The organism is Pseudomonas sp. PA-6-3C (assembly GCF_021605825.1).
Lineage (GTDB): Bacteria > Pseudomonadota > Gammaproteobacteria > Pseudomonadales > Pseudomonadaceae > Aquipseudomonas > Aquipseudomonas edaphica.
On sequence record NZ_WKDV01000029.1, the window covers coordinates 34,957 to 55,805 of the forward strand.

The window sequence follows — 20,849 nt, forward strand, 5'->3', positions numbered from 1 at the left end:
CTGCCTGACACTATCGGTTCAAATGATAGTCACCATCAAGGATCACACGTTCTGTTTTTGCGCCAAAAGCGGACAATCACGCCATCGACACGCTGTTCAAGGAAATGCGCGATGAGGACGATAATCCAGCTGGGCCTGATGATACTGATGCTCGGCACCACGGTGCTGGCCAACCCGGCGATTGCCGATGATCTGCGTACAAGCCATTTGCTGCCTCTCGTCGGTAGCGTAGACTCCCTGCGGCACGCGCAATCGGTGGGGGTGTTGTACAGCGAAAACACCCGCGACAACCTCAGCTACCTTGAACGCTACCACGCCATGGCCATGAACGGCGCCAAGGATGCCCTCGACGGGCGCATCCGTGAAGCGTTCGTCAACAGCTCCGACCCGGAACTGGCCATCGATTGGTTAATGAGTTCGTTGCAGGGCACTTTTCTTACAGTAACGGTCTATAGCAGCCTCGATGAATTGGTGCAGGCGCACCCGGATGTGGTGGTGGTGCTCGATACCCACAACCAGCTGCTGACCCAGCGTAACGATCAGGTTGAGGCGCGCTTTGTTGCACGGTTCTATGACGCGAACCTGCAATACATCGCCAAGGCTGAAGGCTCGGTGCACAAACAGGTGCCGTCTGTGTGGGTGCATGACAAGGCGGTGCCGGAAATTGCCGCACAGATTGAACAGCAGCGTGATGTACAGCTTGATGCGTTGAAGCAGTTCGATGTGTCGCTCAAGGCGTTGGTAAGCGCCAGTTGATGTGAACTTTTCTTTTTATACTCAGGATTTTATATGCGCGCTTTTTTCGTTCCGGCCCTGGCTGCGGCTCCTTTGTTGCTGACCGGTTGTATCACCGCTCCCAACGCTCCGAGCTTGACCCTGCAAACCAATAAGACCCCTGAAGGCTATGTGCAGTGCGTGTTGCCCAAGCTTGAAAAACACGGCATTACCTCGACGGTGACCCAGAACTCGCGTCATGCCAAAGTGGTGTTGACCAGCAAGATTGCCGCCGATGATGTACTGGAAGCCTACAAGTCCCAGGACGGCACCAAGGTGTTCCTGTATGAGCGTAAGCCACTGGCGTCGGCGATCAAGCCATCGCGGCTTGAGTTGGCGGCACAGGATTGCAAGTAATCCGAGCCTTCACACCGTTCAAGCCAGCTCCCACATTTGGATTTATGGTGGGCCTAGGGTTTGGCTTCGTTGCTGAAGGCGTTCACGCTGTTGACCAACCCCTTGGCTGCCAACGCCACCAACTCACCGCCTTTTTCCACCGTCGCCAGCGCAGGATCAGAGCCCATGCGCCCGTCGGGGAAGCGTGCGCGAAAGTCCAGCGCTTCGCGGATCGGCCCGGTGTTGGCGATTTGTGGCGAATACTCAGCCGACTTGATCGACTCTGGGTACGCCCACTGCGTCACTGCAATTTCCGACGGCGTGGCGTGGCTGCCGTGGCCCACCGGGAATTGGCGGTGAGCCAGTTCGTTGACGCCTTCCAGGTCCCACCAGTTCACCAGCTTGAGTGCAAACCCGGCCGGGCGGCGCGCGTAGCTGGCTTCGGCGTACAGCTCGGAAAAGGCCGCCTCGATGGTGGCGATATTGCCGCCGTGACCATTCAAGAACAGGATTTTCTCGAAACCATGCCCGGCCAATGAACGCACCCAATCGCCAATGGCAGCGATAAAGGTGGAAGGGCGCAGGGAAATGGTCCCGGGAAAACCCAGGTGGTGCTGGGCCATACCGATATTGAAGGTCGGGCCGATCAGGATGTCGGCGTTTTTCTGCGCCTCGTGGGCGATGATTTCCGGGCACATCCAGTCGGTGCCCAATAGGCCGGTGGGGCCATGCTGCTCGTTGGAGCCAATGGGAATAACCACCGTGCGGCTGCGTTCCAGAAACTGCCCGATTTCGATCCAGGTGGAGGTGTGTAGAAGCATGCGACGCTCTCTTTTATCTGTGGGGACAGGCTAACCACCACGGATTGTACGACTACTCGCCACCTGTTGGGGTTTGCAGTTGAGATACGTCGACGACTTCAGCCAGCGCTGGTCCGGGTACCAGGAGAACATGAACTGCCCATCCTTGAGTTTGTCTACCACCTGGCGCGCTACTTGCGGGCGCACGGCCGGGCAACCCTGGCTGCGGCCGATTCGGCCTTCGCGCTTGCTCCACGCCGGGTTGACGTAGTCGGCCGCATGAATCACCAGTGCGCGGTCGCGGGCCTGGTCATTGAAGCCCGGCTCCAGGCCGTCCATGCGCAACGAGTAGCCGTGGGTGCCCAAGTAACTCTCCTGGGTGCGGAACAAACCCAGGCTGGATTGGTGGCTGCCTTCCCGATTGGAGAATTGCGTGGCAAAGTTTTCCCCGGATTTGGCACCATGGGCCACCAGGTCGCGCAGTACCAGGGACCTCTTGCGTAGGTCGAAGATCCACAGCCGACGGGCGGTAGAGGGCTGGGAGTAGTCAATGACGGCCAGGCGATCCGAGCGTTCCTCGCCGTTATTGACCGCGCATTGCACCGCGCTCAGGGCGCTTTTCAGTACAGTGGGATTGAGTTCTGGAGCCGAGCGCGCCAGGCTGCTATACAAAGTAGGAGGGTTGGCAGTGGCGGCGAGCGTAACATTGCTCAGCGTAGCCAGGGTCATGGCGATCAAGCCGGCGCGGCATATTAAAGTCAGCATCTACAGTACATCCCCCCCGCTGTGGATTGGAGTTAAGTCAATTGTTCAAAAAACACGCATGTTACTTGAGCATTTGCCTGCTCGTTGCACCACTGGTCGCGACAGCTGATGAGCTGCCGGTGGACGCTGTGCCGGTGGTTTCGACCAGCCCGGTGCAGTTGGCCCTTTCTGAACTGCCCAGCGTTTGCCCCAACCTTGCCGCGCAGATAGACGCAACGACCCAAGCGCGCTTGCAGGCGTTCTACCAGCAACAGGGCAATGTGACGCTGTGGTCCGATGAGCGCCGCCACACTCTGCAATCTCAGTTGCTGATGCTGGCCGACGATGGCCTGGACCCCACCCACTATAGCCTGCCTACCGTGGATGCCACGGGTAACGTGCTGTGCAGCGATATCGGCAGCAGCCGGCAATACCTGCAAGCCCTGCAGGATTTGCATTACGGGCGCCTGCAACAGTCGCGTTTCGAGCCGCTGTGGCATTCCCAGCCACCCACCCTCGACCCCAATACCCAAGTGCTGGCTTTTGCCACCACCGGCCTGCAAGACATGGCGCAAGCCTTTGATCAGGCGCGCCCCAGTGCCGACCTGTACCGCAGCTTGCGCAATACCTACGCCACTGTGCGCCTGCAGCCGTTGCCCCATTGGGACCCGGTCGCCACCGGGCCGCTGCTCAAGCCAGGCATGGAGGACCCGCGCGTGCCCGACCTGGCGCGGCGCTTATATAGCGGTGGTTATCTCGCCAAGGCGCCGACGGGCAACAGCCGGCAGTACCGTGACGAGTTGGTCAAGGCGGTCAAGGCCTTCCAGCTCAGCCACTCGTTGCAGGCCGACGGTGTGATAGGCACGGGTACTGTGGCCGAACTCAATATCAGCCCGGCGATGCGCCGCGATCAGTTGCGCATCAACCTCGAACGTTTTCGTTGGCTGGCTCAGGACCTGGAACCCGAAGGTGTCGTGGTTAACGTCGCGGCTGCGCAATTGAGTGTTTACCAGAGCGGCATCCCGGTGTGGCAAACCCGCCTGCAAGTGGGGCGTGCCGAACGCCAGACGCCGCTGCTCAAGTCGCGCATTACCCGGCTTACCCTCAACCCCACGTGGACCATCCCGCCGACGATCATGCGTGAGGACAAACTCCCGGCCATCCGCCTCAACCCCGAATACCTGCGCCAGCAAAACCTGCAAGTGCTCGACGCCCAGGGCCGCCCATTGACGGCCGACCAGGTGGATTGGTCGCACCCCGGCAACATTCTGCTGCGCCAGGAGGCCGGCCCGCGCAACCCGCTGGGCCGCATCGTGATGCGCTTTCCCAACCCCTATTCCGTTTACTTGCACGACACGCCGAGCCAGCCGCTGTTTACCAAAGGCCCACGGGCATTCAGTTCGGGCTGCGTGCGGGTTGAGCAGCCGATGATGCTGCGCGACCTGCTGGTAACCCCGGCCGAACGCACGCGCACCGAAGAATTGCTGGCCACCGGCACAACCCATGAATTCAGGCTGGCCACGCCAGTGCCGGTGCTGTTGGGTTACTGGACAGTGGAAGTCGATCGCCAAGGCGGGTTGGTGTACTCGCCGGATATTTATGGGCGTGACCCGGTGTTGGTGAAGGCGATGGGAGCGGTGCTCTAAAAACTCACTGTGGCAGACGGGCTTGTTGTGGCTAGCTGGTTTGTTGTGGCAGACGGGGTTGTTGTGGCGAGCAGGCTTGCCCTGCGTTGGGCTGCGTAGCAGTCCCAAAACCAGACGCTTATGTGTCTCTGAGAAAACGCGGTGACTGTATTAGGGCCGCTTCGCAGCCCAACGCAGGGCAAGCCTGCTCGCCACGGTAAGCCCGCTCGCCACAGGGGTGATGTGTGCCAGGATCACTTCGACGGCCTCGGCGGCTGTCACACTTGCAGTGTCGACAGTCAGTGGCGTCTCAGCCCACGCCTCATATTCATGTACTGAAACGGACTGCCAGGAGGGCGGCACCAACCCGGCAATATCGCCCGTGCGGCCCTCCACCCGGCGCTGATGTTCCAGCAGGTCAGAGCAAACCACCTCAATATCAAGCATCTCGACGCCCGCTGTCGCCGCCACGGCCTGCCACGCCTCCCGGCTCTCCTTCAGCGGGTTCACACAGTCGGCAATCACCGTCTGCCCCATTCTCAAATTACTCAATGCCAGCGCATTCGCCACGCCATAACCGCTGGCGCCCACATCACCGGTCAGTACGTTTGCATCCCGAAGCGCCTGTTCAATCACATCAATACGCAGGTAAACCGCGTTTATCCGACGTGCCAGTTCGCTGGCAATCGTGGTCTTGCCGGTGCCGGGCAGGCCGCTGAATACAATAAGCATGGTCAATCCTTTGAATAGGGCGCCCGGCCAGTCTAGCCGCGCTTACTTCAAATAGCAGGCGCTGATCCAATCGGCCGGGTGGGCCGCCAGTTGTGTGGCCACGGGCAGGTAGCGTTTATCCAGTTGCGCCGCCAGCCAGAACAGCGTCGCGCTGCTTTTGGCATCCCAGGTGCCGCTGTAACCGGCTTCGCCTACTGTGGCACGGTCTTTGTCGAACTGAACGTGGGTGTGCACGAACTCCTGGTGGCTGCGTTGCCCAGTGGCGTAAGGCACCAGCCAGTCGAGGGCGGCGCCCAGCGACGCACCATTGCTCTTAAGGCTCAGCCAGTCGCCGCCGTAGGCCTTGGCCGCCAGTGCGGCCTGCACCAGCGGTTCAAGGTCGTAGGCCACGTAATGCAGGGCGTCGCGGTCCTGGAAGTCGGTGACCGAACCGTCAGGCAGGATGTTATCGGCCACTTGCTGTTTAAACAGTTGATGAGCGTGCTCAAGCATGGCCTGGTCGTTGAGTGCGGCGGCGGCGAGGGTCACCAACTTGATGCGGTGGCTCTGCCAGTTATTGGTCTGGGTGCCTTTTTTCTGGCCGTGGAATTGTTCGATATGCGCGATGTAGCCATTGCCCAGCTTGCTGATCAAACGGCGGCTGGCGGCGCGGGTTTCCAGGCGCAGGTGGTCGGCGGTAAGCGCATAGGCCGTGATCAGCATATCGAGATTGGTTTCGTCGATGGGGTTGAAATCCGGCTGGTAGACATCGGCCCAGGCGGCGAGGTAGTCGTCGACTTGCCTGAGGTAACGCGGGTCACCGCTGATGCGCCAGACCAGCGCCGCCTGGCGCATCAGCGGCCAGTCCTTTTCGGCAACCAGGCTTTGCTCGCGAATGCCATGGTTCGGCAGGGTGCCTTCGGTGTGCACCTGCGGCAATGGCGCAGGCTGGTCGGCCAAATGCCGTTGGGCGGCGGCCAGCAGCGCGTGGGCTGCCGGGTTTGCCGACGCAGGTTGGCAAAGGCTTGCAGCCATCGTCACCGCGGGCAACGCGGCCAGCAGCAAGGTAAAGGCAAGGGTGGTTTTGTTCATGGACGGTTCTGTTGGATAAGGATGTACCAACGCTAGCACGCGGCTGAAACGGCTTGGATGAAACTCCCGTATGCTTGCAGGCTGATCTCGACCGAGGACCGCCCATGACCTTGCCCTTTGTGAAGATGCATGCCCATGGCGACGATTTCATCATCATCGACCGCCGTGGCCTGGACGACCCGATCACTGCGCAGGTCGCCCGGCGGCTGGGCAACCGCCACACCGGTATCGGCTTCAACCAACTGGCGGTGGTGCTCGACTGCGAAGACGCCCTGGCCCGCATCAAGTTCTGGAACCCCAACGGTACGCCGCTGCAAACCTGCGGCAGCGCCACCCGCGGCGTGGCCGACCGCTTGATGCATGAGACCGGTCGCGACGCCATTGTATTGCGCACGGATCGAGGCTTGCTGACGTGCGTGCGGGCCGCCGGCCAGCAAGTGTCGGTGGACATGGGCGCGCCCTCGCTGGACTGGTCTGGCGTACCACTGGCTGACGCGCTGGACACCCGCACCTTGCCCATCGATGGCGCGCCTGCCGCCTGCAGCATGGGTAACCCGCATTGCACGTATTTTATCGACGACATCAGCACCATCGACGTGGCGGCCGTGGGCCCGGCGCTGGAAACCCATCCGCTGTTCCCGGCCAACACCAATGTGCATTTTGTGCAGGTGCTGGACCGCAGCCACATCCGCCTGCGTATCTGGGAGCGCGGCGGGGGTGTGCCGCTGGGTTCCGGCTCCTGCTGCTGTGGCGCGGTGGTCAATGGGATTCGGCGCGGGTTGCTGGACGCCACGGTTCAGGTGCAATGCGACGGTGGCACGGTCACTGTGCAGTGGGACGGGCAGGGCGGTGTGGTGTTGACCGGCCGTGTCGAGCCGATCATGCAGGGCACGGCGTACCTGCTTTAAAGCGTTACGGTAAAGGTCGTGCCCTCGTTGACGCAGGAACTCACCGCCACGTCTCCACCGTGCGCCCTGGCCAGTTCACGCACGATATACAGGCCCAACCCCACGCTACGCACCTCGCTGCCCTGGTCGGTGCCTCGGGTCATGGGCTCGAACAGCCCGGCCAGCAGCGTTTGCGGGATCGCGGCACCGTGGTTATGCACGGCCACTTGGCAGCCACCTTCGCCCAAGCGTGAGGTGATGGTAATTGGCATCAACAAGTCGCCATAGGCCACGCTGTTGGCCACCAGGTTACCAATGATCTGCTGCACCCGGTCGGCATCCAGGCACGCTTGGCCTATACCATCGGCCTGGTGCTTTAACGTGGCCTTGGGAAAGGCCACGCGCAGTTCATCCACGGCGTGCCGGATCACGCCGTGCAGGTCCAGGGGTGTGGTCTTGATGCTGATCCCGTGGCCGACCCGGGCCTGGGTGAAATCCAGCAGGTCGGCAATCATTCGCTGGGCGCGCTCGGAGGACTGGCCGATATGGCCCAGCAACTGATGCTCCCTGGGCGTGCGCTCGCTGCGTGCAAGCATGTCGGTGGCCATGCGGATGGCGGTCAGTGGGTTTTTCAAGTCATGGCTGACGATCGCCACCATCTGCTCGGCAAACAACGCGCGGCGCTGGGCGATGGCATAGGCTTCGCTCAGTTCCGCCTGGGCCTGATGCAGCGCCAATTCGGTGCTGGTGCGTTCCTGCAACAAGGCTTCGGCAAGCTTGCGCGCATTGAGCAGCTCGCGCTCGTACTTGTCGCGGTCGGTGGTACCGAACAGCGCCAGGTCGTGTACCAATGCGCCAGCCTGTTCGCGGGCGCTGGCGTTGAGCAGTACGGTCACTTTGTGGCCGTCGTGGTGCACCAAGTCGAGTTTGACTTCGCTGACGCTGCCACGCATGCGCAGCATCGGCGTCAGGTGGGTCTGGTGGAATATTCGCCCGCCCATGGTCAGCAAATCCTGAAACCGCCGCCCGCACAGCTCGGCACTGCGCAGCCCCAGCCATTGGCCGAGCAGCGTGTTGGCGCGCAGGATCGTGCCGTCTTCAGCCGTCACCGCCAGGGCACAGGCGGCGCTGTCGAACAGATCAGCCGACATCAGCCATGGCCCATGGCGCCAGGAAGTTGTCCATCGCCCTCGTGCAGGCCTCGGGCGCGCTCATATGCGGGCAATGGCCGACATTATCGACCAGGCAATAGGTGCTGTTGGGCAGCACGCTGTGCAGGTATTCGCCCACCGCCACGGGTGCAATCAGGTCGTCACGTGATTGCAGGATCAGCACGGGCGTGGTCAGGCCGATCACGTCCTTACGGTTGTCCGACATAAAGGTCACCCGCGCAAATTGCTTGGCGATGTCCGGTTCGGTACGGCAGAAACTGTCGCTCAGCTCGGCACTCAACGCCGGTTGCTCGGGGGCGCCCATGATCACGGGGGCCATGGTGCTGGACCAGCCCAGGTAGTTGCTGTCGAGCGTGTCAAGCAGGTCATCGATATCGCTGCGCTTGAAGCCGCCGACGTAGCCCACGTCGTCGATATAGCGTGGCGACGGGCCGATCATCACATGGGCGGCGATACGGCCTGGTGCCAGGCGGTCGGCGAGGGTGGCGATCATCGCGCTGACCGAATGGCTGACCAGGATCACCGGGCCGCTGGCGAAAGCGTCGATAATCTCGTTTAAATCGCGGGCATAACCGCCCAGCGCGGCATATTTGGTCTTGTCGAATGCGCTGAGGTCCGACAGGCCAGCCCCCACCAAGTCATACATCACGACGCGAAAACGCTCGGTAAAGTGCGGCGTCATATAATTCCACATGGCCTGGTTGCAGCCGAAACCGTGGGAGAACACCAAGGTCGCCGTGCCGTTGCCCATCACACTGACGTTGTTGCGGTGCTTTAGGTTCATGGGGTTCTCAGCTATGGCGCATTGCTATATGTGTGGGCAGTTTAGATAGTCGCGGGCGTGGGGTCACGCGTTATACGTCTATAAGGTAAAGTCGACGCCTCCTCGAAGAAACTTCAGGTAACAAAACATGCGGCTGTATTTGCGCCAATCCGTCTTGAGTCTGCTGGCGCTGGTGTTTATCGGCCTGTTGACCAGTGCCCAGGCGGACACTTCGCCGATCAAGGTCGCCCTCGATCAACGGGTGATCGACCTCACCAATACGTTGGATAACGGCACAACCGAGCGCTTGAAGGCTCAACTCGCCGCCCTCGAACAACGCAAGGGCGCCCAGGTTGCCGTGCTGCTGGTGCCCACCACCGGCGGCGCAACCATCGAAGACTTTGCCAACCAACTGTTCCGTGCCTGGAAACTGGGGCGCAAGGACGTCAATGACGGCATCCTGCTGGTAGTGGCTAAAAACGACCACACCGTGCGTATCGAAGTAGGTTACGGCCTGGAAGGCACGGTCACCGACCTGCTGGCCCACCGCATCATCGAAGAGCACATCACCCCGGCGTTTCGCCAGGGTGACTATGCGGGAGGGATTCAACAGGCCGTCGATGACCTGGGCGTGCTGGTAGACGGCGGCGACCTGCCCAAGCCGGTGGGGCCTGAGGTCAACCCGCAGGCCATTGCGGTGCTGTTGGCGTTTATCTTGGGAGGCGTCGGCGGTGTGCTGATCGCCGCCGGCAAGCTGCCGTGGCGCCCGGCGTTAATCGCCACCGTGGCGGTTACGGTACTGTTGACGCTGTATGGGGGCGGTCGCGACTGGCCGATGTACCTGCTGGTGTTGCCGCTGACCCTGCTGATTGGCGGCGCGACTTTCGGCGCCTTATGGCTGGCGCGCACCGTGTTTTATTGCGTGATTGGGGTGCTGGCCTACGTTGCCGGGCTGCTGGTGGTCGACCATTTCGTGGCCGTCAACTTCGTCCATTGGCTGGTGTGGCCGTTTGGCTGCGCGTTGGTGCTGGCGTTGTATATGGGACTGTTTTTCGTTATCCACCAATCCTGGAAGAATAGCCCGCGCTTCTTCTTCGTGCGGGTGGCGGCGGTGGTAGCGGTGTATGTGGCAGTCGGGTTACTGCTGGGGCACGGTTATCAAGGCTGGATCATCGCCATACCCGCCGCTTCGGTGGTGGCGTTTATAGTGTTTTTGCAGAGTATTTCCGATGGCGGCTCGGGTTCGGGCGGCGGGTCTGGCTCAAGCTCAGGCAGCTCCAGTTCAAGCAGCAGTTCGTCCGGAGGCGGTGGTTCCAGTGGTGGCGGTGGGGCATCTGGTAGTTGGTAAGCGCTAGCGCGGTTTATAACCTACCCATCCTTTGAAACTGAAGCCGGCGTAGAACAGCTCCACGCCTTCGAACCCGGCTTCAACCATCAAGGCTGCATCTTGTGCGGGTGACAGTACCGGCAATTTGGCGCTGATCGCGGTAATCGCGCGCTCTGCATCCTCGGCCGGCACGCCCGAGTCCACCGCAAACGCGGCGTAACGCTTCAACCAGCGGCTTTTTTCCTGCGGTGCCTGGGGGAAACTGTGGTGCGCCACGATCAGCGGTGCTCCGGGTAGCAACCGTTGCCACAAGGCCTTGAGGGTTTGCAGGCGTTCCTCTTCTGGAATGAAGTGCAAGGTCAGCAAGCAGGTGGCGCCGTCAAAGGGACCCAATGGGGCGGTATCGATATAACCCTCGTGCAACTGCACGCGCTCATTTAAAGGGCCCAGTGTCGCCTGCGCCAACTTCAGCATCTCGGCCGACGGGTCGACGCCTGTAAAGCGCCAGCCTGGCTCGGCGTCGGCAAACCGTTTTAGCTCCAGGCCGCCCCCGGCGCCCAATACCAACACGCTGCCGGTCGCTGGAACAGTTTCACGCAGCAGCAGGATGGTCATCCGTTGCAAGCCATCGAAGCCCGGTACCAGACGCACAGGGCCTTCGGCGTAGCGGGCGACGGCATCAGGGTCGGAAAAAAAGCTCATGGCGGGCTCCTGCAGATTGGGCGAGGCGTAAACCCTACTGCGGCCCATCGGTAGAGGCAATTGCTGTTGGCTGCATTCGTGGTAAAACGTTGATCCCTGCACCCCTTGAGTACGGAGACTCAATGCCTGTTATCAACCCGCCGCCCATTACTGTTCGGGATGCCACTGCCGAGGACGCCTTATGCATCGGCGTGCTCGGTATGCAGGTGTTTCTCGATACTTACGCGACCCAAGGTATCCGCGCCTCGATTGCCAGAGAGGCGCTGCAAGCCTTTGCGCCGCAGACCATCACCCAACTGCTGATACAACCCGGTCTCTCGCTGGTGGTGGCTGAGTCGAATGGCCACCTTGTTGGCTTTGCCCAGATCAAACTCCACGCCACTCATTCGATGATCACAGCTTCAGATGCCGCCGAGTTGCAGCGCCTCTACATCCAGGAGCGATTTACCGGCCAGGGAATTGGCTATCGGTTGCTGCAGGCGGCAGAACAGCGCGCGGTGCTGGGCGGGGCGTCTTTCGTGTGGGCAACCGTGTGGGTGGGCAATGAGCGCGCGCTGGGTTTTTACCCCCGACGGGGTTACGCGGTGCTGGGGTCGCCGACCTATACCTTCCAAGGGGAAACCCATGGCAATCGTTTGTTTGGCAAAACCTTGGCGCCCTGTACATAAAGGCTCAGGGCAGGGTGATGTAGTCGTTCTGTTGGATGATCGGCTGGTGCGCGCCTGGCACCAGGTGAACATAGCGACCGTCCACCAGATCGATAGGCAGGCAGTCGTCAATATCCATCACGCCATCGGTATGGGCCTGCGACCAGTGCTGCAATAGCTGCTGCTGGCCTTTGCGCTTGGCTTCCTGTTTGTCGCGAGCCACCACCAGTAAGTAATGGTGGGCCTCGCCGAACACCTTGGCTTCATAACCACCCAGGTTGATGAAGTACAGGTGATGGGCTCCGGCAGGCGGCGCCATTTGGCTGAGTTCGACTTTCCAGCCGTCTACGCCATCGACGGCCATCCAGGCGTCGATATGCATGCCCTTGGGGCTGCCGAACCAGCCGTCTCGCAATTGCGGGTAGGTGGCTTGCAGCGTGTCCGCCACTGCGAACACCACATCGTGAACTTCGATTTTGGCCCTTGGGTGCTTGCCCCCGAGCATGACAACAAACAGCATTACAGGTCCTGCCTGGTGATTGGGTAAAGGCTAACCATACTTCGATTGAACCCTTTTGTCCGGTCAGTGCCACACTGTTAATTCGCCAACTCATCAGGAGGTTGTTATGCGCACCATTGATCTGGCCGGTGTTCCCGTGCCTGTCATCGGCCAAGGCACCTGGCGCATGGGTGAAAACCCGGACCTGCGCAAAGCTGAAGTCGCCGCGTTGCAATTGGGTATCGACGAGGGCATGAGCCTGATCGACACCGCTGAAATGTACGGCGAAGGTGGCGCCGAAAAGGTGGTAGGCGAGGCCATTCGTGGCAAGCGCGACCAGGTGTTCCTGGTCAGTAAAATCTACCCTCACAATGCCAGCCACAAGGGCGTGCCGCGTGCCTGTGACGCCAGCCTTCAGCGGCTGGGCACTGATTATATCGACCTGTACCTGTTGCACTGGCGCGGCCAGTACCCGCTCGAAGAAACCGTCGAAGCGTTCGAACGTCTGCGCGAGGCAGGCAAGATCGGTCGTTGGGGTGTTTCCAACTTCGACGTCGCCGACCTGCAGGAACTTGCATCCCCCGCGTGTGCCACCAACCAGGTGCTCTACAACATCGAAGAGCGGGGTATCGAGTTCGACCTGTTGCCATGGTGGCAACAGCACCATTTGCCACTGATGGCGTACTGCCCAATCGCCCAGGGCGGCGAACTGCTGTCCAGCCCGACGCTCAAGCAAATTGCCCACCGACATGAGGCCACACCCGCACAGATCGCCCTGGCCTGGGTACTGCGTCAGGAGGGTGTGATTGCCATTCCCAAGGCGGTGAGCCCCGAGCATGTGCGGCTGAACGCAAATGCCGCGAAACTGGTGCTGGATGAGCACGATCTGGATGCGATCGACCGCGTGTTCGGTGCACCCAAGCGCAAGCATCCACTGTCAATGGTGTAGCAAGCGCGCAGAAACGCTGCCGTCCATGGCCGGCGTTTCTGCGTCACCCAGGGTTAGCCGGCGACCGGGCTACGCCAGTCGTCCGAGCCGGAAGTACCCGCCACTTCGTGCGTCCAGATGATCTTGCGATAGGTGAAATGCACATCTTCCAAATGCGTGAAGTGCGCGTTTTCCGGTGCCTGGCAGTTGGGCATGCGTGACTGGATGTCCACGATGGTCGCACCCTCAAGCTCGATGGTGAAATAGTGCTCCTGGGTGCCGGCCGAGGAGGTGCGGAACCATTGCAGTTGGCATTTGACTTCTTCGCCACTGGTCAGCGCGCTGAACAGCAGGGGCGATGATTTATCGAAGACCTTGCTGATCATCAGCGGTTTGTGAACCCTTTGGCCGGTTGGCTGACCGGATTGCGGGTCACGGGGAATGATCACTTGATGCGAAAAAGCCTGGACCAGGATCTGGTCTTCGTGGCCCTCCTGATAAATGTTGCCTACCGAGTCCTGGGTAAACGTGCCTGCCGTAATCAGTCCTTGTTTGACACCGGTGATCGAAAGGTATGCGGGTGTTGGCATGACGGGTTTCCTTGCCTGATGGTTGAAGTAGTGCCCAGCGGCAGTTGTGCCGGCTGGGCAAGTTCCTATAACAAGAAGCGTGCCTGAAATTAACAAGCCCAGTAAAAGCAGGGGGTTGCTTGTTATTGAGCTTGATTTCATTAAGGAGGTGGATGTTTTAATCCGATTTAAATGAAATTGGTTGCGCAGAAGTGTGCATTAATTTGCTCGTCTAGTTTTTTCGTGTGCTTATTGGAGGAGAGGGTTAATTGAGCATGGCGTGCTGGTTTTGCTGCGCAAAATGGTGCGCACGCCAATGATTTAGGGGCTTGTAGGAAAATCCTTAAGTGCCGATTTGACACTTGCCGGATGTTATTTGTCCAGCTAGTGTTTGCGAACTTCGTGGAGAGAGTGGCGAGGTTTTTATAATCGTGTTTTTTGCGCCTGAGTGTGCTTCAGGTGTGCAGAATTTAATTGTTTTAAATGGTGTGCGGTCCAAAATGGATTATTCAGGCGCTTTGTGTGGCTATTATCTTGAACTTGCCTTGGTGCCCTGTTCGCAGGGTAACTTTGCAGGCAGCGATATGCGCTTTTCAAGTGAATATGAGGCCTTGGAGTCCGAGCTTGGCAAAGTGCAATCGATACATGTCAGCACCCAGCCGGACTGGCAGGAGGTCATGCACATCAGCGAGTGCCTGCTGCGTCAGCACACCAAGGATCTGCGGGTGGCGGCCTGGTTGACTTGGGCGCTGTACCAGCGTGAATCCTTGCCGGGGCTGGTGGCGGGCCTCGGGTTGATACGTCATTTATGCGAGCACCATTGGGCGGTTGTCTATCCGGCAAAATTACGCACCCGTGGCGCAGCACTGGGCTGGTTGGCGCTACGCCTGGAGCAGGTATTTGCACAAAGCTTTTCGCTCAAGGACCAGCAGCCATTGTTTCGCCGCATGCTTGAGCACCTGACGCACCTCGATGAGCTTTGGTCTGCGCATTTGAGTGATGAGGCACCGACGTTGTTGCCGCTGCGCAGGCAATTGACGCAGCGCTTGGAGCAGGCCGTAGAAGTGGAGCTGTCAGAAGCCGGTTCGGCGCTTGTGACTGCTCAGGTCAAGCAGGCGACGACGCGGCTGCTGATCCCCGAGTCGGCAACGGGTCACGACAAAACGGGTAACCAGACGATAGCCAGTGAAAAAGAAGCCCACAAATCACTGCGCGCCTTACAGGAACATGGCCGGCACTTGTGCAACTGGTGGCTGCGCCAGGATGCGACCGACCTGCGCGCCTTGCGGCTTAACCGGACACTGACCTGGCTGGCACTCAACAGCTACCCGGACGCTGACAGTGACCGGCTCACGGTGCTTCGTGGCCCGACGCCCGACAAGCTCAAGCGCTACCGGGAGCGTTTTGCCCAAGGGCATTACGGCGACCTGTTGCTTGAACTTGAGGCCAGCCTGGCGGGTGCGTTGTTCTGGTTTGACGGCTTGCGCATGGTCTGGGAATGCCTTGACGCCTTGCAGGCCGATCTGGCCATGACCGAACTGGAAGTCAGCTTCGCGCTGTTATTGAAACGTTTGCCAGACCTGCCCGAATTCAAATTTCACGACGGTGCGCCGTTTGCCGATACCGCTACCCGGGACTGGATCACGCTTCAGGTCGCTCGACACTTGCAGCCGCCTGCGCCGTCCGGCGTGGTTGTGGATGCCAACGCCGAACCCTGGGAAGCGGCCTTGCAAGAGGTCATGCCCAGGTTGCGTAAGGACGGGCTCAAGGAGGCAATACACGAACTCAAGCAGGGCATGCACACCGCACGCAGCGAGCGCGCGCGTTTTCATTGGCGTCTGGCACTGGCGCGGTTGTGCGTATCGGCAGGCAAGCAAGAGCTGGCGAAGGTGCAGCTCGAAGACTTGGACCACGAGCTTCAGCGCGCCGGTCTGGATCGCTGGGAGCCGGAACTGGCACTGCAGGTTGCGCAGCTTTTGTATCGCTGTTGCGAGCTTTTGCCGCAAAGCCAGGCCATACGCGAGCGTAAGGAAACTACCCACCGAAGGCTCTGCCACTTCGATGTTGAAGCGGTACTTGAATAGGCTTTTGAACCCCCTCGAAAAAAGGAGATTTACCGTGGCCAAAGAAGGTTCGGTAGCACCCAAGGAACGCATCAATATCACCTTCAAGCCCGCCGTCGGGGGCGCCCAGGAAGAGGTTGAGCTACCTCTGAAATTGCTGGTGCTGGGTGACTTCGCCCAGCGCGAAGACCCACGCAAGCTCGAAGACCGCAAGCCTATCGGTATCGACAAGAACACCTTTGATGACGTGCTGGCCAAACAGGCACTGGCGTTGACGCTAAGTGTGCCTAATCGCCTGCAGGAACTGCCCGATATCGAAGCACTGTCGATCCAGGTGCGGGTCAACTCGATGAAGGATTTTACCCCGGCGAACCTGGTCGAGCAGATCCCGGAGCTGCAAAAACTCATGGCGCTGCGTGAAGCACTGATGGCCCTCAAGGGGCCATTGGGTAACACGCCGAGCTTTCGCAAGGCGATCGAACAGGCGCTGGCGGATGACGACTCCCGCGCACGTGTATTGACCGAATTGGGGTTGAGTGACCCCACCGCCTGACATTTTCAGTAAAGGACACTGACGCCATGACCACCCAACAGCATCCGCTACCCACCCGAGTGGCTGACGAGCACAGCATTCTCGATACCATCATTGCCCAAACACTGCTGAGCGCGGATGACGAGGCCTACAGCATTGCCAAACGCGGTGTCTCGGCGTTTATCGAAGAGCTTGTCAAACCGCACAACAGCGGCGAGCCGGTCAAGAAGCGTCTGGTCGATCGAATGATCGCCGAGATCGACATGAAGCTCAGCGAGCAAATGGATGAAATTCTTCATCACCCGGATTTCCAGGCACTGGAAGCTTCGTGGAGAGGGTTGCAACTGCTCGTCGATCGCACCAATTTTCGCGAGAACATCAAGATCGAACTGCTGAACGTCTCACGACAGGACCTGCTGGACGATTTCGAAGACTCCCCGGAAACCACCCAGTCCGGGCTCTACAAGCATATCTACAGTGCCGAGTATGGTCAGTTCGGCGGCCAGCCCGTGGGCGCCATCATTGCCAACTACTTCCTTGGGCCCAGCGCGCCGGATGTGAAGCTGATGCAATACGTTTCCAGTGTTGCCTGCATGGCCCATGCACCGTTTATTGCCGCCGCAGGGCCGAGCTTTTTCGGTTTGGAAAGCTTTACCGGTCTGCCTGACATGAAGGACCTCAAGGATCATTTCGAGGGGCCGCAATTTGCCAAATGGCAAAGCTTTCGTCAGAGCGAAGACGCTCGTTACATTGGCCTGACCGTGCCGCGGTTCCTGTTGCGTACCCCTTACGATCCCCTTGAGTGCCCGGTCAAGACATTTGCCTACCAGGAAAACGTGGTCAACAGCCACGAACACTATTTGTGGGGCAATACCGCGTTTGCCTTTGCCACCCGGCTGACGGACAGTTTTGCCCGGTTTCGCTGGTGCCCGAACATTATTGGCCCGCAAAGCGGTGGGACAGTGGAAGACCTGCCCCTGCATCATTTCCAGAGCATGGTTGAAATTGAAACCAAGATCCCGACCGAAGTGCTGGTCTCTGACCGTCGCGAGTACGAACTCGCACAGGAAGGTTTTATTGCCCTGACCATGCGCAAAGGCAGTGATAACGCGGCGTTCTTTTCCGCCAGTTCAGTACAAAAACCCAAGTATTTCGGCAGCAGTGCCGAGGGCAAGGAAGCGGAATTGAACTACCGCCTGGGAACACAACTGCCCTACATGATGGTGGTCAACCGGCTGGCGCATTATCTCAAGGTGTTGCAGCGTGAGCAGTTGGGTTCATGGAAGGAGCGTACCGACCTTGAGCTGGAGCTCAACAAATGGATTCGCCAATACGTTGCCGACCAGGAAAACCCCAGCGCCGAAGTGCGTGGGCGGCGCCCATTGCGGGCTGCCCGCATCGTGGTCAGTGATGTTGAGGGCGAACCTGGCTGGTACCGCGTTAACCTCAGTGTGCGACCGCACTTCAAGTACATGGGCGCGGACTTCACCCTGTCCCTCGTCGGCAAACTCGACAAAGAATGAGAAAGGGGCAGGGGATACCCGACTATCGCAGCCTTTTTGAGCGTCTCGAAGGCCTGGCATCCGCCAGGGCCGGAAGTGTAGCGTCGATTGCCGCGCACTTGGAGAACATGCTCGGCACACGTGCAGGCAGTGTCTTGACGCTGCCTGACTATGGGCTGCCCGACCTCAATGACATGCGCTTGAGCCTGCATGAGTCATTGAGTCAGTCGCGCCTGTCGATTGAGCGTTTCATCCAGGTTTACGAACCACGTCTTTCGAATGTGCGTGTCAGGGGCTTACCCGATACCGGCAACCCCTTGGTCCTGGCGTTTGTGATTGAGGCAACACTGCTCATCGACGGCGTTATGCAACCAGTGGTTTTTAACGCGCAGTTGGCCGGTGGTGGTCGGGTTGAGGTACTGCCTGATGTCCTTTAACCACTTTTACCAAAGTGAGCTCAGTGCCTTGCGCCAACTTGGGCGGCGTTTTGCTGAACGCAACCCAGCCTTGGCACCTTTTCTCGCCGACTCAGGCCAGGACCCGGATGTAGAGCGTCTATTGGAAGGCTTCGCCTTTCTGACCGGGCGCTTGCGCCAGAAGCTTGCCGACGAGCTTCCAGAGCTGACTCACTCATTGATGCATCTGCTGTGGCCCAACTATATGCGGCCACTGCCGGCGTTCAGTATCTTGCAATTTGACCCGTTGAAACATGCGTGCACCACGGTGAGCGTAGAACGGGACACGCCGGTTGAAAGCGTGCTGGTCAATGGTGAGCGCTGCCGCTTTCGTACCTGCTACGCCACCCAGGTGCTGGCGTTGCAACTGAGTCGCCTGGAGTACGTGTCCCAGGGAGCACAAACGCTCCTCAACCTGCACATGGAGATGAGCGTCGAGGGCAATTTGAGCCAGTTGGCGTTCGATCAATTGCGTTTGCACCTGGCGGGTGATCGACAGGTGAGCCAAGGCTTGTACCTGAGCTTGTTGCGTCATCTGGAAGGCATCGAATTGCGGCTCTTTGACCACGAAGGGGTTGTGATCAAGGATCGCGATGGCCAGCCGTTGTCGCTGCGGCTTGCTGCAAGCCAGGTAAAACCGGTGGGGTTCGATGAGGAGCATGCACTGATTCCCTATCCCGCCAACACCTTTTGCGGTTATCGCCATCTGCAGGAATATTTTGCGTTTACGGACAAGTATCTGTTTGTCGATGTACTGGGGCTGGATGCGTTAGAGGCGTTGCCAAATGAATTGCGCAAGCAGGCGAGATGTATAGAGCTGCGTTTCAAGTTAAACCACCCCGCGCATGCGGCGCATCGCCCCACTCTGGACAACGTAAAGCTGTATTGCACGCCGATTGCCAACCTGTTCAAGCACGATGCAGCGCCCATTCGCCTCGATGGCAAGCAGGATGAGTACCTGCTGCTGCCGGGTGGCATAGCGCGGGGCAATGCCGCGGTCTTTTCCGTGGACCAGGTGACCGGATGGCGCCCGGGTGGACTGGGCTACCAGGCGTATGTGCCGTTCGAATCCTTCGAGCATGGCAGTGGCAATGCCACTTCGGCGCGCACGCCCAGCTACAGCATTCGTCAGCGCTCGTCGGTGCAAAGTGCCGAACTGGATACCTGGTTGAGTTTTGGCACTGGCCCAGGCAATGAGCAGGAAACCCTTTCGATTGAATTGACCTGCACCAACCACAACTTGCCACGGCTGCTGCAGGTGGGAGAGATCAATCAGCCCTGTGAACAAACCCCGGAATTCCTGACGTTTCGCAATATCTGTGCGCCGACGGCAAGCTTTGCTCCGCCTTTGGACCAGGACTTCCTCTGGAAACTGATCAGCAACATGTCGCTCAACTACCTCTCGTTGACCGATACCCGTGCCTTGAAAGTCATCCTCCAGACATACGACTTGCCGCGCTATCACGATCGACAGGCACACAACGTCAGCCAGCGAAGACTGGATGCGTTGAAGTCCATCCGTCATCAAGCCGTCGATCGAATACATCGTGGGCTGCCGATACGCGGCCTGCAGGTCGACTTGAGTATTGACGTCAACGGCTTTGCCGGCCAGGGCGACCTGTTTGTCTTCGCCTCGGCACTCAATGAGTTTTTTGCCCTATACGCCGGCCTCAATTCGTATCACGAACTGCGGGTCACCAGCACACAAGGAGACGTGTATCTATGGCCACCCCGGATGGGTCGGCAGGCCCTGCTTTGACTGCTCTAGCACGCACAATTCGCGAGTATTCGTTATTCCAGGCGGTACTGCAGGTGATTGAGCGCCTGCGCGACAGCCATCCTTCACTGGATGACGACGCGTTATATGACCTGCTCGAGTTCCAGGCCAACCCAAGCTTGGGTTTCCCTGGGCACGACATTGACCGGGTGGTTTTTTTTGTCGAGCACGGACAGTTACGCGCGCGCCTGCGTCTTAACGTGCTCGGCTTGTTTGGCGCCGGTTCGCCATTGCCTGGGTTTTATCAAGAGCAGGCGAGTGGCAGCGTCAGCCGTGGCTTTCTCGACGTATTTCACCACCGCCTGCAGAGGTTGATGTTGCCGATCTGGCGTAAGTATCGCTATCGAGCGAGTTTTCGCACCGACGCCAGTGATGCTTTTTCCGCGCAGATGTTTGCGCTGGTCGGGCTGGGCAGCCGCCAGATTCGAGACGCGGCGCAATTGGACTGCAAGCGGTTGTTGCCGTACCTGGGGCTGCTGAGCCTGCGAGCGCATTCGGCAACCTTGATCGAAACGGTGCTGCGCCATTACTTCAAGCACAGTCGTTTGTTCATTGAACAATGGGTCGAACGCACGGTGGTCATCGCCCAACAGCAACGCAATCAACTCGGTACGGCCAATAACGTGCTTGGCGAAGACCTGCTGCTCGGGCACCGGGTTGCCGATCGCAGCGGCAAGTTCAGGGTGCATGTCGAGGGCTTGAGCTGGCAGCGCTTTCACACGTTTCTACCCGCCGGCAGCGCGTGCAAACCGTTGTGCTCGCTGGTTCGCCTGATGCTGCGGGTGCCATTGGACTATGACGTGCGCCTGGTACTGGCCGAGGGTGAAGTGCGGCCATTGCATATTGGCGAGCGCAACGTATGTCGTCTCGGTTGGACCAGTTGGTTGGGGTACGAGCGTGCCGACGGTGTGGTCACTCTGGCCAGCCACTCTGATTAGGGACTG

The 20,849-nt window shown here is 59.5% G+C and carries 22 protein-coding genes; 13 read left to right on the top strand and 9 right to left on the bottom strand.

The window, feature by feature from the left end; genetic code table 11:
- The first annotated feature begins 111 nt into the window (after positions 1 to 111).
- Both GIW48_RS19260 and GIW48_RS19265 read left to right on the top strand, forming a co-directional pair.
- Complete coding sequence (locus GIW48_RS19260) at positions 112 to 756, top strand: hypothetical protein (protein ID WP_017136848.1); 645 nt, start codon at positions 112 to 114, stop codon at positions 754 to 756.
- Positions 757 to 789: 33 nt separating this feature from the next.
- Positions 790 to 1,131: a hypothetical protein gene (locus GIW48_RS19265; protein ID WP_017136847.1), complete on the top strand. Its 342-nt coding sequence runs from the start codon at positions 790 to 792 to the stop codon at positions 1,129 to 1,131.
- 53 nt (positions 1,132 to 1,184) lie between these two features.
- Here GIW48_RS19265 and GIW48_RS19270 read toward each other — a convergent pair whose 3' ends face one another.
- Positions 1,185 to 1,931 (bottom strand): creatininase family protein, encoded by a 747-nt coding sequence (locus tag GIW48_RS19270; RefSeq protein ID WP_065912055.1) that lies wholly within the window; start codon positions 1,929 to 1,931, stop codon positions 1,185 to 1,187.
- A gap of 30 nt (positions 1,932 to 1,961) precedes the next feature.
- Complete coding sequence (locus GIW48_RS19275) at positions 1,962 to 2,675, bottom strand: murein L,D-transpeptidase catalytic domain family protein (RefSeq protein WP_017136845.1); 714 nt, start codon at positions 2,673 to 2,675, stop codon at positions 1,962 to 1,964.
- Positions 2,676 to 2,716: 41 nt separating this feature from the next.
- Here GIW48_RS19275 and GIW48_RS19280 point away from each other — a divergent pair, with 41 nt between their 5' ends.
- Positions 2,717 to 4,300 carry a L,D-transpeptidase family protein gene (locus GIW48_RS19280; RefSeq protein WP_099547809.1) on the top strand — a complete coding sequence of 528 codons (1,584 nt, stop codon included), beginning with the start codon at positions 2,717 to 2,719 and terminating at the stop codon, positions 4,298 to 4,300.
- A 150-nt stretch (positions 4,301 to 4,450) separates the two neighbouring features.
- On the opposite strand, the gene GIW48_RS19285 is transcribed toward GIW48_RS19280, so the two are convergent.
- Entirely contained in the window at positions 4,451 to 5,011 is a 561-nt protein-coding gene (locus GIW48_RS19285) for an AAA family ATPase (protein ID WP_017136843.1), read from the bottom strand.
- A gap of 42 nt (positions 5,012 to 5,053) precedes the next feature.
- Positions 5,054 to 6,082 carry an alginate lyase family protein gene (locus tag GIW48_RS19290; RefSeq protein ID WP_236461338.1) on the bottom strand — a complete coding sequence of 343 codons (1,029 nt, stop codon included), beginning with the start codon at positions 6,080 to 6,082 and terminating at the stop codon, positions 5,054 to 5,056.
- A 104-nt stretch (positions 6,083 to 6,186) separates the two neighbouring features.
- Here GIW48_RS19290 and dapF point away from each other — a divergent pair, with 104 nt between their 5' ends.
- Positions 6,187 to 6,990: a diaminopimelate epimerase gene (dapF, locus tag GIW48_RS19295; protein ID WP_236461337.1), complete on the top strand. Its 804-nt coding sequence runs from the start codon at positions 6,187 to 6,189 to the stop codon at positions 6,988 to 6,990.
- On the opposite strand, the gene GIW48_RS19300 is transcribed toward dapF, so the two are convergent.
- Positions 6,987 to 8,120, bottom strand: a complete 1,134-nt coding sequence (locus GIW48_RS19300) for a PAS domain-containing sensor histidine kinase (protein WP_169987773.1) — start codon at positions 8,118 to 8,120, stop codon at positions 6,987 to 6,989. The genes dapF and GIW48_RS19300 overlap by 4 nt on opposite strands.
- A complete protein-coding gene (locus GIW48_RS19305) occupies positions 8,110 to 8,925 on the bottom strand; it encodes an alpha/beta fold hydrolase (RefSeq protein ID WP_017136839.1) in 816 nt (271 codons plus the stop codon). The genes GIW48_RS19300 and GIW48_RS19305 overlap by 11 nt, the downstream gene beginning before the upstream one ends.
- A 127-nt stretch (positions 8,926 to 9,052) precedes the next feature.
- On the opposite strand from GIW48_RS19305, the gene GIW48_RS19310 reads away from it, so the two are divergent.
- Positions 9,053 to 10,252, top strand: a complete 1,200-nt coding sequence (locus tag GIW48_RS19310; RefSeq protein ID WP_236461336.1) for a TPM domain-containing protein — start codon at positions 9,053 to 9,055, stop codon at positions 10,250 to 10,252.
- A gap of 3 nt (positions 10,253 to 10,255) precedes the next feature.
- On the opposite strand, the gene GIW48_RS19315 is transcribed toward GIW48_RS19310, so the two are convergent.
- Positions 10,256 to 10,933 carry a class I SAM-dependent methyltransferase gene (locus GIW48_RS19315; RefSeq protein WP_017136837.1) on the bottom strand — a complete coding sequence of 226 codons (678 nt, stop codon included), beginning with the start codon at positions 10,931 to 10,933 and terminating at the stop codon, positions 10,256 to 10,258.
- A gap of 122 nt (positions 10,934 to 11,055) precedes the next feature.
- Here GIW48_RS19315 and GIW48_RS19320 point away from each other — a divergent pair, with 122 nt between their 5' ends.
- Positions 11,056 to 11,601 carry a GNAT family N-acetyltransferase gene (locus GIW48_RS19320; protein ID WP_177034415.1) on the top strand — a complete coding sequence of 182 codons (546 nt, stop codon included), beginning with the start codon at positions 11,056 to 11,058 and terminating at the stop codon, positions 11,599 to 11,601.
- 4 nt (positions 11,602 to 11,605) lie between these two features.
- Here the strand turns inward: GIW48_RS19320 and GIW48_RS19325 are convergent, their stop codons facing one another.
- Positions 11,606 to 12,100, bottom strand: a complete 495-nt coding sequence (locus tag GIW48_RS19325; RefSeq protein ID WP_017136835.1) for a DUF1543 domain-containing protein — start codon at positions 12,098 to 12,100, stop codon at positions 11,606 to 11,608.
- 106 nt (positions 12,101 to 12,206) lie between these two features.
- Between GIW48_RS19325 and GIW48_RS19330 the strand changes: the two genes are divergently transcribed.
- The gene (locus tag GIW48_RS19330; RefSeq protein ID WP_236461334.1) at positions 12,207 to 13,028 is read left to right on the top strand and encodes an aldo/keto reductase; all 822 of its coding nucleotides are present in this window, start codon (positions 12,207 to 12,209) and stop codon (positions 13,026 to 13,028) included.
- Between the two features lie 53 nt (positions 13,029 to 13,081).
- Here GIW48_RS19330 and GIW48_RS19335 read toward each other — a convergent pair whose 3' ends face one another.
- Positions 13,082 to 13,597 carry an Hcp family type VI secretion system effector gene (locus GIW48_RS19335; protein WP_017136833.1) on the bottom strand — a complete coding sequence of 172 codons (516 nt, stop codon included), beginning with the start codon at positions 13,595 to 13,597 and terminating at the stop codon, positions 13,082 to 13,084.
- Between the two features lie 479 nt (positions 13,598 to 14,076).
- Between GIW48_RS19335 and tssA the strand changes: the two genes are divergently transcribed.
- The 6 genes from tssA to tssG are packed head-to-tail and all read left to right on the top strand — an operon-like array spanning position 14,077 to position 20,843.
- Positions 14,077 to 15,660 carry a type VI secretion system protein TssA gene (gene tssA / locus GIW48_RS19340; RefSeq protein WP_236461345.1) on the top strand — a complete coding sequence of 528 codons (1,584 nt, stop codon included), beginning with the start codon at positions 14,077 to 14,079 and terminating at the stop codon, positions 15,658 to 15,660.
- A gap of 34 nt (positions 15,661 to 15,694) precedes the next feature.
- Positions 15,695 to 16,192, top strand: coding sequence for a type VI secretion system contractile sheath small subunit (gene tssB, locus GIW48_RS19345; protein WP_017136831.1), 498 nt, complete (start codon positions 15,695 to 15,697; stop codon positions 16,190 to 16,192).
- A gap of 26 nt (positions 16,193 to 16,218) precedes the next feature.
- A complete protein-coding gene (tssC, locus tag GIW48_RS19350; RefSeq protein WP_236461331.1) occupies positions 16,219 to 17,694 on the top strand; it encodes a type VI secretion system contractile sheath large subunit in 1,476 nt (491 codons plus the stop codon).
- Positions 17,691 to 18,110 (top strand): type VI secretion system baseplate subunit TssE, encoded by a 420-nt coding sequence (tssE, locus tag GIW48_RS19355; protein ID WP_268935037.1) that lies wholly within the window; start codon positions 17,691 to 17,693, stop codon positions 18,108 to 18,110. The genes tssC and tssE overlap by 4 nt, the downstream gene beginning before the upstream one ends.
- Positions 18,100 to 19,887 carry a type VI secretion system baseplate subunit TssF gene (tssF, locus tag GIW48_RS19360; protein WP_236461329.1) on the top strand — a complete coding sequence of 596 codons (1,788 nt, stop codon included), beginning with the start codon at positions 18,100 to 18,102 and terminating at the stop codon, positions 19,885 to 19,887. Before tssE ends, tssF begins: the two co-directional genes overlap by 11 nt.
- Positions 19,851 to 20,843, top strand: a complete 993-nt coding sequence (gene tssG / locus GIW48_RS19365; protein ID WP_017136827.1) for a type VI secretion system baseplate subunit TssG — start codon at positions 19,851 to 19,853, stop codon at positions 20,841 to 20,843. The genes tssF and tssG overlap by 37 nt, the downstream gene beginning before the upstream one ends.
- The last annotated feature ends 6 nt before the right edge of the window (positions 20,844 to 20,849 follow it).

Coding starts and splice junctions, on each gene's coding strand:
- GIW48_RS19290 (WP_236461338.1), bottom strand. CDS start 6,082: ATGAACAAAACCACCCTTGCCTTTACCTTGCTGCTGGCCGCGTTGCCC.
- GIW48_RS19265 (WP_017136847.1), top strand. CDS start 790: ATGCGCGCTTTTTTCGTTCCGGCCCTGGCTGCGGCTCCTTTGTTGCTG.
- GIW48_RS19310 (WP_236461336.1), top strand. CDS start 9,053: ATGCGGCTGTATTTGCGCCAATCCGTCTTGAGTCTGCTGGCGCTGGTG.
- GIW48_RS19270 (WP_065912055.1), bottom strand. CDS start 1,931: ATGCTTCTACACACCTCCACCTGGATCGAAATCGGGCAGTTTCTGGAA.
- GIW48_RS19320 (WP_177034415.1), top strand. CDS start 11,056: ATGCCTGTTATCAACCCGCCGCCCATTACTGTTCGGGATGCCACTGCC.
- GIW48_RS19325 (WP_017136835.1), bottom strand. CDS start 12,100: ATGCTGTTTGTTGTCATGCTCGGGGGCAAGCACCCAAGGGCCAAAATC.
- GIW48_RS19330 (WP_236461334.1), top strand. CDS start 12,207: ATGCGCACCATTGATCTGGCCGGTGTTCCCGTGCCTGTCATCGGCCAA.
- GIW48_RS19275 (WP_017136845.1), bottom strand. CDS start 2,675: ATGCTGACTTTAATATGCCGCGCCGGCTTGATCGCCATGACCCTGGCT.
- tssG (WP_017136827.1), top strand. CDS start 19,851: ATGGCCACCCCGGATGGGTCGGCAGGCCCTGCTTTGACTGCTCTAGCA.
- tssE (WP_268935037.1), top strand. CDS start 17,691: ATGAGAAAGGGGCAGGGGATACCCGACTATCGCAGCCTTTTTGAGCGT.
- tssF (WP_236461329.1), top strand. CDS start 18,100: ATGTCCTTTAACCACTTTTACCAAAGTGAGCTCAGTGCCTTGCGCCAA.
- GIW48_RS19315 (WP_017136837.1), bottom strand. CDS start 10,933: ATGAGCTTTTTTTCCGACCCTGATGCCGTCGCCCGCTACGCCGAAGGC.
- GIW48_RS19285 (WP_017136843.1), bottom strand. CDS start 5,011: ATGCTTATTGTATTCAGCGGCCTGCCCGGCACCGGCAAGACCACGATT.
- GIW48_RS19305 (WP_017136839.1), bottom strand. CDS start 8,925: ATGAACCTAAAGCACCGCAACAACGTCAGTGTGATGGGCAACGGCACG.
- dapF (WP_236461337.1), top strand. CDS start 6,187: ATGACCTTGCCCTTTGTGAAGATGCATGCCCATGGCGACGATTTCATC.
- GIW48_RS19335 (WP_017136833.1), bottom strand. CDS start 13,597: ATGCCAACACCCGCATACCTTTCGATCACCGGTGTCAAACAAGGACTG.
- tssA (WP_236461345.1), top strand. CDS start 14,077: ATGGATTATTCAGGCGCTTTGTGTGGCTATTATCTTGAACTTGCCTTG.
- GIW48_RS19260 (WP_017136848.1), top strand. CDS start 112: ATGAGGACGATAATCCAGCTGGGCCTGATGATACTGATGCTCGGCACC.
- tssC (WP_236461331.1), top strand. CDS start 16,219: ATGACCACCCAACAGCATCCGCTACCCACCCGAGTGGCTGACGAGCAC.
- GIW48_RS19300 (WP_169987773.1), bottom strand. CDS start 8,120: ATGTCGGCTGATCTGTTCGACAGCGCCGCCTGTGCCCTGGCGGTGACG.